The organism is Enterococcus sp. AZ119, assembly GCF_050546175.1.
In the GTDB taxonomy this organism is placed as follows: domain Bacteria; phylum Bacillota; class Bacilli; order Lactobacillales; family Enterococcaceae; genus Enterococcus; species Enterococcus faecalis.
In genome coordinates this window covers 506411-517670 of sequence record NZ_CP172951.1, presented here as the reverse complement: position 1 = coordinate 517670, position 11260 = coordinate 506411, and the positions used below count along the sequence as shown (strand labels likewise).

Here is an 11260-nt window from a genome sequence, read left to right as displayed (position 1 = left end):
TTTTACTTAATCCGTTGGTTGACTTATTTGGCAGCTTTCAATTCAAGAATGGTATCTCGTAATGTGGCTGCAGTTTCGAAGTCTAACGCTTTGGCCGCATCTTTCATTTCTCTTTCAAGTTTCATTAATAAATCAGCTTTTTCTTGTCTTGATAAATCTTCATATGATTTATCCAATTGAACCACTGTTTCATCTTTATCAGCTGTTTTGGAAATAGAAATCAAATCACGAATTTCTTTAATAATTGTTTTTGGTTCAATGCCATGTTCTTCATTATATGCTTCTTGGATTGCCCGACGTCGTGCCGTTTCATCCATAGCTCGTTGCATCGAATCGGTGATTTTATCTGCATACATAATGACTTTTCCTTCGGCGTTCCGGGCAGCCCGTCCCATCGTTTGCACTAATGAGCGTTCACTACGTAAGAAGCCTTCTTTATCCGCATCTAGAATCGCAATTAAGGAAACTTCTGGCACATCGATTCCTTCACGTAATAAGTTAATACCTATTAGAATATCAAATTCGCCTAATCGTAAATCGCGAATAATCTCCGTTCTTTCCAGTGTTTTTACATCACTATGCAAATATTTAACTTTTAAGCCTAATTCTTTGAAATAGTCGGTTAAATCTTCGGCCATTTTCTTCGTTAAGGTTGTGACAAACACCCGCTGATCTTTTTCGATCCGTTCATGAATTTCGCCCACCAAGTCATCAATTTGACCCATAATTGGGCGGATTTCTACTTCTGGATCTAGTAAACCTGTTGGCCGAATGATTTGTTGAACAACCGTCTCTGTTTGTTCCATTTCATAAGGGCCTGGTGTTGCCGATACATAAACAATTTGGTTTACATGTTGTTCAAATTCTTCTAAACGAAGCGGTCGGTTATCAAGTGCACTTGGTAAACGGAAACCATAGTCCACTAACATTTGTTTCCGTGCTCGGTCGCCATTATACATCCCTCTAATTTGCGGCATTGTTACATGAGACTCATCGATTACAAGTAAGAAGTCATCTGGGAAAAAGTCCAACAGCGTATACGGCGGCTCTCCCTCTTGGCGACCGTCCATATGTCGAGAGTAATTCTCAATCCCTGACGTATAGCCCATCTCTCTCATCATCTCAATATCATAGTTAGTTCGCTGTTCCAAACGTTGGGCTTCCAATAATTTGTTTTCACTGCGAAGCACTTTCAAACGTGCCTCTAATTCTTCTTGGATCTGCGAAATGGCGTGTTCCATATGTTCTTCGTTCGTCACGAAGTGTGTTGCCGGAAAAATAGCGACATGCTCTGTTTCGCCGACAATTTCACCAGTTAACGCATCTACTTCACGAATTCGATCAATTTCGTCTCCGAAAAATTCAACACGTAGCGCATGCTCATCCCGTGAAGCTGGGAATATCTCAACCACATCACCGCGGACACGAAAACGCCCCCGTTGAAAATCAATATCATTTCGTTCGAATTGAATATCGACTAAGCTTTTTAGTAACTCATTACGATCCATTTCCATTCCCACACGTAATGAAACAACTTGTTGACTGTATTCCCGCGGATCCCCTAAACCAAAAATACAAGAAACTGATGCTACCACGATGACATCGTTTCGTTCCAATAAAGAACTTGTCGCTGAATGGCGTAGTTTATCAATTTCATCATTAATACTGGAATCTTTTTCAATATATGTATCACTTGAGGGTACATATGCTTCTGGTTGATAATAATCATAGTAACTGACAAAATACTCGACCGCATTATCTGGGAAAAATTCTTTAAATTCCCCGTATAATTGTCCAGCTAGTGTTTTATTATGTGCAATCACTAATGTTGGTTTGTTCACTTCTTGAATCACATTAGAGATTGTAAATGTTTTACCTGTTCCGGTCGCTCCAAGTAAAATTTGAGCTTTTTCTCCACCTTTGACACCGTCAACTAGTTCAGCAATAGCGGCTGGCTGATCTCCGGCAGGCTCATATTTAGAAGCCAAATGAAAGGTATTGGAAGTTTCTCTTTCGATCATTTATAACTCCCCCTCAAAGTGTCTAATTTCTCTTAAATTATCGGCCCATTCTGGCAGAATGTCCACTTATTAGTTTAACATACCGAACATATTTTCGCCACTTTTGCTGTTTCGGACTTCAACTGATCTTAATCTTTTGTTCTTAATTTCTATGTCACATTTTATAACATGCAATGTAAGGAAATTAGAGTTTTTTTCTCTTTTTAGCGTTCAAATACTTGTCAGCTTCCTATTTCTTACTATATAATTGTTCAATATGCAAAACTAGGAGGTATTTTATGAAAAGGAAACACTTTTTACTTTCTTTCTTTGTGATGATGGTAACTCTGCTAACATTCATTAGTGGCACTTCAGCACATGCAGAAGGAAAGAAATATACAATTGGAACGGATTTAACATTCGCCCCTTTTGAATTCCAAGACTCAAAAGGAAAATACATTGGTATTGACGTTGATTTATTAGATGCGATTGCCAAAGATCAAGGTTTTGAAGTGGATTTAAAACCATTAGGCTTCGATAGTGCAGTCCAAGCGATTCAATCTAAACAAATTGATGGCATGATTGCTGGAATGAGTATTACGGATGAGCGAAAAAAATCCTTTGATTTTTCAGATCCATACTTCGATAGCGGTTTACAATTAGCGGTTAAAAAAGGAAACGACAAAATTAAATCATATGATGATTTAAAAGGCAAAACGGTTGCGGCTAAAGTTGGAACTGAAAGTGCCAATTTCCTTGAAAAAAATAAAGAGAAATATGACTACACCATCAAAAATTTTGACGATGCAACGGGTCTTTATAAAGCCTTAGAAAACGGTGAAGCGGATGCAATCGTTGATGATTATCCTGTATTGGGCTACGCAGTTAAAAATGGGCAAAAATTACAATTAGTTGGCGATAAAGAAACAGGCAGTTCTTATGGTTTCGCAGTGAAAAAAGGGCAAAACCCTGAATTAATCAAAAAGTTCAACGCTGGTTTGAAAAATCTTAAAGACAATGGTACTTATGATAAAATTTTAAACAACTACTTAGCGACAGGTGATGAAACAAACACACAAGACGCTGGCGAACAGATGAAAAAAATCACTCCTAAAAAAGAGAAATATGTGATTGCTAGTGATTCTACGTTTGCTCCGTTTGAGTTTCAAAATGCCCAAGGTGATTATGTCGGAATTGATGTAGATTTAGTCAAACGTGCAGCTGAATTGCAAGGTTTTACTGTTGAATTTAAATTTATTGGCTTTAGTTCTGCTGTCCAAGCTGTTGAATCTGGTCAAGCAGATGGGATGGTTGCAGGCATGACGATTACGGATGATCGTAAAAAAGCCTTCGATTTCTCTGTTCCTTACTTTGATAGCGGTATTCAAATTGCGGTCAAAAAAGGCAATGACAAAATTAAATCGTATGATGATTTAAAAGGCAAAAAAGTCGGCGTAAAAATTGGTACTGAAAGTGCTGATTTCTTAGAAAAAAATAAAAAGAAATATGATTACTCAATTAAGTATTTAGACACAACTGATGCATTATACAGTGCGTTAGAAATTGGCGAAGTTGATGCCATGATGGATGATTATCCTGTCATTGGCTATGGGGTTGCGCAAAATCAACCACTAGCGACACCAATTCCTCGTGAAAAAGGTGGTTCTTACGGTTTTGCTGTCAAAAAAGGGCAAAATCCTGAACTACTTGAAATGTTTAACGAAGGCTTAAAAGAAATGAAACGTACAGGTGAATACGATAAAATTATCGGCACTTACGTGAAAGATGGCAACGAAGCCAAAGAAGAAACAGCTGACGAATCTACGTTTGTTGGCTTCATGCAAAACAACTGGAAACAATTGTTACACGGTTTATGGATGACGATTCTATTAACGTTGATTTCCTTCGTACTTGCTTTAATTGTCGGCGTTATTTTTGGGCTATTCAGCGTTTCACCAATCAAAGCATTACGTGTACTTTCAACCATTTATGTTGATTTAATTCGTGGAATTCCTTTAATGGTCTTAGCGTTCTTCATCTATTTCGGATTACCTGGTGTGCTTGGCTTTAATATCCCGGTCTTCATTGCTGGGATTATCACATTAACTTTAAATGCCAGTGCCTATATTTCTGAAATTGTGCGCGGCGGAATCAAAGCTGTTCCAGTTGGCCAAATGGAAGCTTCAAGAAGTTTAGGTCTTTCCTATAATCGGACAATGCAAAAAATTATTTTACCACAAGCGATTCGCATTATGATTCCTTCATTCATTAACCAATTTGTTATTTCATTGAAAGATACAACTATCCTTTCAGCAATTGGCTTAATCGAACTACTACAAACAGGAAAAATTATTGTTGCTCGGACATTACAAAGTACAATGGTTTACTTCGTTATTGCGTTAATCTACTTAATTTTAATTACTAGCTTAACTAAATTAGCGAAAAACCTTGAAAAGAAGGTGAACTAATATGACTGAAAAAATCTTAGTTGAACATTTAGTAAAAAAATATGGTGACAACACGGTCTTAAACGACATTAATGTTTCTATTAACGAAGGCGACGTAGTCTGCGTCATCGGTCCTTCTGGTTCTGGTAAAAGTACTTTTTTACGTTGCTTGAATCAATTAGAAGAAGCTTCTAGCGGAGACATTATTATTGATGGTGCGAACTTGACAGATAAAAATACGGACATCAACCAAGTCCGTCAACATATCGGCATGGTTTTCCAACATTTCAATTTGTTCCCACATTTATCTATTTTAGAAAATATTGTTTTAGCACCAACCGATTTAGGCCGCTTATCAAAAGACGAAGCGGAGAAAAAAGCGTTAGAACTTTTAGAACGTGTTGGGTTGGCAGATAAAAAAGATGCCTATCCAGATTCTTTATCTGGTGGTCAAAAACAACGTGTCGCAATTGCACGTGCGTTAGCGATGAATCCTGATATTATGCTTTTCGATGAGCCAACATCAGCCCTTGATCCAGAAATGGTTGGCGATGTTCTTGGTGTAATGAAAGATTTAGCAAAACAAGGAATGACAATGGTCATCGTTACTCACGAAATGGGCTTTGCAAAAGAAGTGGCTAATCGAGTAATGTTCATTGATGGCGGTAACTTCCTAGAAGATGGTTCGCCAGAGCAAGTCTTTGAAAATCCTCAAAACCCTCGAACAAAAGATTTCTTAGATAAAGTATTAAATATTTAAACAAAAGCACTTGGCGCGCGCTAGCGCCCAAGTGCTTTATTTTATGGTTAAATTGTTTCCGTGACAGAGACAGATTGAACGTGCCCTTTTTCTTTTAAGAGATGGTGCAAGTTGGAATGCCAGAAATCTTCTTTGCCTACATAAGAAATCTTTGCTGTTACTGCCTCTTGTTCGGATTCCAAAGTCAATTCTACTAAGCGCTCCCCTTTTTCTAAAGAAGCTTGAAGTTGTTCATGCAGTCGGCTTTCTTTAATCATGGGTTCCTTAATTTTTACAATAAGCTGCAATCGTTTTAAAGGAGTCTTTCGTTTAAAATGGGCCAGAGCTAATACTAGCAAAGTTGCCACGAGATTGATAAATGCAATGGTTAAAAAGCCCATCCCAATGACTAAACCAATAATAGTAACATTCCACATCATTACTGCTGTCGTTAACCCAGAGACTTTCCTTTCTCTAAAAACGATAATCCCCGCACCGAGAAAGCCTACACCACTAATCACTTGGGCGCCATATCGTGTAATATCCATAGAAATAATGGACGCCAAGGCGCTATTTTGTTTCACCACATCGACTAAAATATCCACCGATTGAATCTGTAAAATGGAAATCGTACAAGAGGCCAAACATAAAATGGCATTACTACTGATACCGAAGCCTTTTCTTTTAATACTTCTTTCTAACCCAATCAAAGCTCCAAAAACCACGGCTAGAGCCATCCGAATGACAACGTCGGTGAGAGAAAGTTCAATCATTTTTAAAGAATTCATCGCTTTCTCTCCTTTCTTGCAAGTGACTATTTGACTTATTTTGTATTAACTAATAAACGCAAGCCATTAAAAATGACCACTAAGGTACTTCCTTCATGAATAAGTACGCTAAATGCGATATTCGCAATACCTAAAAAGTTCAAGATAATCAACGTTGCTACCACTAACATTGAAAAAATAATATTTTGCTGCACAATTTTATTCAAGCGTTTTGAGACACGATGAGCATAGCCTAATTTAGAAAGATCATTTTTCATCACTACCACGTCTGCAACATCGATAGCAATGTCTGTACCATCCCCCATCGCCACTCCGATGTCAGCATTCACTAAAGCGGGCGCATCGTTAATGCCATCACCAACCATCCCTGTCATTCCTACTTCGCGTTTTAATTGATCAACAATCGCTGATTTTTCCTCAGGTAAAACATTAGCAAAAACTTGGTCCACGCCTACTAAGCGACCAACTGCTTCACCCGTAAGTTTTGCATCTCCTGTAATCATTGTTGTTTCAATATTTTGTGACTTGAAATAGTGAATGGCGTTCATTGCTTCTTCATTAGGAACATCCATCAATGCCACTAAACCAATCACTTGTTCATTTTCGGCAAAGTACACCACCGTTTTGCCTTCACTTGCTAATTTCGTTGTTTGTTTCTCAATGATTGTTGGCACTTGTTCGAAACTAGATGGTTTACCAATTCTAAAAGTTGTGTCTGCAATGGTCGTTACTAAACCCACCCCGACAATATTTTCTACTTCTAAATTTAAAGCCGTTGTTTCTGCTTCAAAGCGATTAACAATCGCCGTCGCCAATGGATGATTGGATTTTTTCTCCATATTTGTTAAAACAGCTACTAATTCGTCTTGGCGATCTTCTAAGCCATCAACAAAAAGATAATCTGTGACCTCAGGTTTGCCTTTTGTTAGCGTGCCTGTTTTATCAAAAGCGAGTGCTTTCACTTCAGCTAAATTTGATAAGAATGAGCCACCTTTAAACAAAACGCCTTGTTTTGCTAAATTGGAAATTCCTGATAAAGTTGCCGGAACGGCACTCGCTGCTAATGCACAAGGGGAGGCAGCAATTAAGAAAACCAAGCCTCTGTAAAAACTTTCAGCCCAAGTCAATTGGAAAAGTAATGCGCCACCTAAAACAATTAGTGGAAAAACTGCTAAAACTAGTGTGACATATTTTGGTTCAAATCGTTTAATTTTGCTTGCAATTTCTGATTGATTTTCTTGTGATTGGTTCACGAGCTGTACGATTTTTGCAAAAACTGTTTCTGAACTATCTTTCGTTACTTCAACAACAATTGTGCCTGAACCGTTCATAGTACTACCAAAAACTGGGTCCCCACTATTTTTTTCTTTGGGAATACTTTCCCCATTAATAGATGATTCATCCACAGCGGTACTTCCTTCAATCACGACGCCATCTGTCGGAATTTGCGCACCATTGAGGACTTGCACGCGGTCGCCAATCTTCAATTGTTCAACTGACACAGTTTGAATTGAGCCGTCATCTGTTATCAGGCGAGCTTCTGTTGGATTTAAATTTAATAGTTTTGTAATTTCACGTTGGCTTTTGCCTTGAGCATAATCTTCAAGGAAATGCGCCGCCGCAAAAATCAAAATCAACAATGCTGATTCTTCAAAACTTCCCATTAATGCTGAACCAACTGCAGCTAAGGTCATTAACAAATGAATATTAGGCGAAAATTTTCGATTGTTTTTCGTATCCCGATACGTATCTCCAAAGCCTTCCCCAATAATATGATAACCAGCTAAAATAGCAGCTAACGAGAAAAGAATATTTTTCACTAAGAGCATGTTCCCTAAAAATAAACCGATAAAGAAAAGAGCCAATCCTGTAAAAAAGAGAATAACTGGAACATTTTTACCTTTTTCTTCATGTGTGTGTGCACCTGTTTGTTTTGACATTGTTATGCGCCTCCTCATTAATGTTTTTCTATTCATATGAATGTATATTCATATTATAAAACACTTGGGTGGTTTTGTAAAGACTTAAACACAAAGACAAGCGATGATTCTATTCGATAGGATCACCGCTTGTCTTTGTCGATTCTTTTTGTTGTTGATATTTTTCTTCTTGAATAGTCAGTAATGATTGCGTTAAATTGACCCAATCAATCGAACGAGGTGGATCCAGCCAAACCATAACTTTACTCTGTTCTTCTTGATACAAGTTATTTAAATTGGTAATCACCACATCTGGTAAGGTATCTGATAACGGGTCAATAATTTCTACATTTAAATTCACATAGACGGATAAATTTTTTTTGATGAATTGGTTATACTCTTTTCCATAAGAAAAATCAATTAGGACCTTGGCTGGCTCTGCAATTAAATGAACCGGAACATGATTAATTAGCAACAATAGATAGTTAAAAAACAAACAGTGATTGGCTTTCGCAATTTTTTTATGTTTTGCTGTTAACCAACGAATATATTCAATTAAATAAAAATAAAATTCCGGATATGTTTGCTTAAAAAACTGTAAATCCATTTCAAAATCGTCAAACATATTAATCGGAAAGTAAATAACATTGAAATGAATAATTGCTAACCCTTCTTCTAGAGTATTCCTTGTTGACTCCTCTAAACAATTAAATGCTTTTTCAAAACTTCCAATGAAAACACGAGTTAGGCTTTCAATCGTAGGATCTTCGTGAATAACATATTTTTTCTCTAGTTTGCCATGCAAATACAAGAAAAAAACAATCGTATACGTTAATGATTTTGAGGCCAATGCCCATGCCACTTGCGATTTTTTTATTAGTTCCTCTGAAAATGTATTCAGTGCACGCGTATCGATCCCTTCCACCGCACGTCCTTCGTTGTTAATCATAATAGCTAAATAATGGAAAAAATTGCGTCGCTCATAGGTGGTGAAAGTATAGTTTAACTCAACAGACTGTAATACACGTTTCGCTTCATTATAGACTTTTACCGAATATAATTCGGAAATTGGTTGATTGGAAAGCGTGAACAATTTATACAAAAAAAATGAAATTGCTTTTTGATTGCCGACAATTTCCCGCTTACTAAAATAGATCTGATACTCCTTTAAGGCTTTTTTTAGCCGCTGTAAGGTACTATACGCCACAGAGGTGCTGACATGATTACATTCAGCAAACTTTGTCAAACTATAATTTCCTCTAAAGTAAGACAACACTAATTTAAAAGAGAGCGATTCTGTTAAGTATTTCGTGAGCAAAAGTTTACTTGAATAGTTTCCATCAATTTCAAGTGTAACATCTACATCAGAAACGACTAAAGTTAAGCTGTCGCTTAACTTTAGATTGTCAATATCTGCTTTTAATTTTTCTAATGTTTTTTTGACTAAAAAATTCGACATTGATAATTCTTCGCGAAGTGCAATAAAAGTACCTGATAGCGTGGGACTTTCTTCTAAATGCCTTAGCAAGGAATAACTTCGTTGATCTTCTTTATTTAAAAAAATTTCATAATTCATCATTTATCAGTTCTTTCTCCCATAAATAGCCGTTCCTACTAATTCCCGTATGAAATTCAAGTAAAAAGTGTTTTGCCCCTCCGTTCCAGCACCGCCTGTGCTATTTGGTACAATGGTGATATGGCTAGCATCAAATAATTCATCCGTGAAAAATACTTGATGCTGACTTTTCTTGGAAGAAGGCCTTTCTTCATTTGTTTTTGGATTATTGGTTGTCACTTCTTTTTTACTAACGTCTTCGCTACTTTCTTCCGCTTGCGTTTCGCTAGTAATAGTACTTTCATTTGTTTCTTCCATTTTTTCTGGTGTGCCAGTATTCTCAATCGGATAAATTTCTTCTGTTGGATTGGTCGGATTATAAATTGGATTCCGTTCTTCTGCTGCTTGCACATTGGTTACTTGAAAAAACGAGAGTAACAATGTACTCCATAATAGTAAATGTTTGTATTTATCCATTTTTCTCACATATATTGCCAAATACTTTAGCTACATAACAAAACAAAAAATATAACTAGTAAAGTGGTATCAGACGATATTTAACAATACTCCTTCTTATTATTTCTTTTTTTGAGTTAGGTTTGTTGAATAAACTGCATGTTTGATAAGTAAAAACAAACAAAAACGTTGCCGATAATCAAATCAAAAATTAACTACTCTTTATATTTCTCTTTCGTTTTTTTCCTGTTTCTTTTTTCGCCAAATCAACCAAGCAATGATTAAAATCACTATCAATAATAGTAGTAAGCCAATCATCAAATATAAATTCGAATGATTTTCTTTTAAGGTGACATCTTTTTCATTTAATTCTTTGGCAACTTCACCATTAATTGTAAAGTCTTTTTCAAATTGCCATTGATTTCTAAAAGATATCGATTCATTGTTTATTGATTTTTTAAATGAGCCTGCAGCATCTTTATTCCCAACAACGGTCATAGACAAATGGTAATCTCCTGGCTTAAGTGGTTGCCCTTTTAGCGCAATAGGAACAGAAAAATTGGTATTTGGCGCAATTTGCATGTTTGCTTTTTCCTCTTTATATAAAACTTCTTCATGTCCCTTTTTGGTAATCTCTGCCGAAAAGGCAACTTGGTTAATATATGTTTTTTGATCATTTTGTAGATTGACTAAAATCACATTTCTAGCATTAATCTGTCCTGGTGAGACTTTTTTCAAAAGTAAATTCGGCTCAACCTTTTTTTTGTTTTGTTGCATCAATAATGCAACGACATACGAATATTCATTTTTAATGGATAACCCCTGACTCTTATCGTCTTGGCGTTTGCCTTCATCCGACGTTTCTTCTTTAAAAGTGATACCACTAGCTAACACTCCATCAAAGGGTGTATTAGGCATTTTGACGTTAATAGAAACCGTTTGTTCACTTTTCGGTTTTAAACGAACTGAGCTAGGGTATTGAACGTAGTCTTTTATATCAAACGCTAAACTTTGATCTTTTTTCCCCTTATTTTCACCATACTCCACGATTACATTTGAATTGGTAATGGCACTATTGATGGAAATACCTACCTTCACTTCTTTATCTGTATCATTGCGCAAGTTCACTTTCAACTCAGTTTCTTCATTTGGTGCTAGTAATAAATCAAAGTAAGTTTTTTCTTTATCTACTTGTTTTTCTGATGGAATAGGCGTAACCGCAAAATTAAATTCACTGGCATAACCATTGCTAGGTACTAACGCTAAAAGAATTAGTAGTATCGGAAAAAAAAGAAATCGTTGTTTTTTTCTGTTCAAATTATTTACTCCTTTTCTATATGTAGTGAATAGCAGGTA

General features: G+C 36.4%; 8 protein-coding genes. 2 read left to right on the top strand and 6 right to left on the bottom strand.

The genetic code is table 11. The features are described from left to right. Nucleotides 1–23 precede the first annotated feature (23 nt). A complete protein-coding gene (gene uvrB, locus IGL37_RS02530) occupies nucleotides 24–2021 on the bottom strand; it encodes an excinuclease ABC subunit UvrB (protein ID WP_002364783.1) in 1998 nt (665 codons plus the stop codon). Between the two features lie 278 nt (nucleotides 2022–2299). Between uvrB and IGL37_RS02525 the strand changes: the two genes are divergently transcribed. Together IGL37_RS02525 and IGL37_RS02520 are read left to right on the top strand one after the other, a co-directional pair. Then, on the top strand, nucleotides 2300–4468 hold the full coding sequence (locus tag IGL37_RS02525) for an amino acid ABC transporter substrate-binding protein/permease (protein ID WP_002355617.1): 2169 nt from the start codon (nucleotides 2300–2302) through the stop codon (nucleotides 4466–4468). Nucleotide 4469: 1 nt separating this feature from the next. Then, nucleotides 4470–5207 (top strand): amino acid ABC transporter ATP-binding protein, encoded by a 738-nt coding sequence (locus IGL37_RS02520; protein ID WP_002355616.1) that lies wholly within the window; start codon nucleotides 4470–4472, stop codon nucleotides 5205–5207. Nucleotides 5208–5254: 47 nt separating this feature from the next. Here IGL37_RS02520 and IGL37_RS02515 read toward each other — a convergent pair whose 3' ends face one another. From IGL37_RS02515 to IGL37_RS02495, 5 genes are all read right to left on the bottom strand, one after another. Further along, the gene (locus tag IGL37_RS02515) at nucleotides 5255–5974 is read right to left on the bottom strand and encodes an MgtC/SapB family protein (RefSeq protein WP_010712025.1); all 720 of its coding nucleotides are present in this window, start codon (nucleotides 5972–5974) and stop codon (nucleotides 5255–5257) included. 35 nt (nucleotides 5975–6009) lie between these two features. Beyond that, complete coding sequence (locus IGL37_RS02510) at nucleotides 6010–7914, bottom strand: heavy metal translocating P-type ATPase (RefSeq protein WP_002386153.1); 1905 nt, start codon at nucleotides 7912–7914, stop codon at nucleotides 6010–6012. A gap of 109 nt (nucleotides 7915–8023) precedes the next feature. After that, the gene (locus IGL37_RS02505) at nucleotides 8024–9472 is read right to left on the bottom strand and encodes a helix-turn-helix domain-containing protein (RefSeq protein ID WP_002358731.1); all 1449 of its coding nucleotides are present in this window, start codon (nucleotides 9470–9472) and stop codon (nucleotides 8024–8026) included. A gap of 3 nt (nucleotides 9473–9475) precedes the next feature. After that, the gene (locus IGL37_RS02500; RefSeq protein WP_002381257.1) at nucleotides 9476–9925 is read right to left on the bottom strand and encodes a hypothetical protein; all 450 of its coding nucleotides are present in this window, start codon (nucleotides 9923–9925) and stop codon (nucleotides 9476–9478) included. A gap of 201 nt (nucleotides 9926–10126) precedes the next feature. Then, a complete protein-coding gene (locus IGL37_RS02495; RefSeq protein WP_016622032.1) occupies nucleotides 10127–11221 on the bottom strand; it encodes a DUF916 and DUF3324 domain-containing protein in 1095 nt (364 codons plus the stop codon). Nucleotides 11222–11260 lie beyond the last annotated feature (39 nt).

What these genes read in the sequence shown, in the direction of transcription:
- IGL37_RS02520 (WP_002355616.1), top strand. Translation starts at nt 4,470, where the DNA reads ATGACTGAAAAAATCTTAGTTGAACATTTAGTAAAAAAATATGGTGAC.
- IGL37_RS02500 (WP_002381257.1), bottom strand. Translation starts at nt 9,925, where the DNA reads ATGGATAAATACAAACATTTACTATTATGGAGTACATTGTTACTCTCG.
- uvrB (WP_002364783.1), bottom strand. Translation starts at nt 2,021, where the DNA reads ATGATCGAAAGAGAAACTTCCAATACCTTTCATTTGGCTTCTAAATAT.
- IGL37_RS02505 (WP_002358731.1), bottom strand. Translation starts at nt 9,472, where the DNA reads ATGATGAATTATGAAATTTTTTTAAATAAAGAAGATCAACGAAGTTAT.
- IGL37_RS02515 (WP_010712025.1), bottom strand. Translation starts at nt 5,974, where the DNA reads ATGAATTCTTTAAAAATGATTGAACTTTCTCTCACCGACGTTGTCATT.
- IGL37_RS02525 (WP_002355617.1), top strand. Translation starts at nt 2,300, where the DNA reads ATGAAAAGGAAACACTTTTTACTTTCTTTCTTTGTGATGATGGTAACT.
- IGL37_RS02510 (WP_002386153.1), bottom strand. Translation starts at nt 7,914, where the DNA reads ATGTCAAAACAAACAGGTGCACACACACATGAAGAAAAAGGTAAAAAT.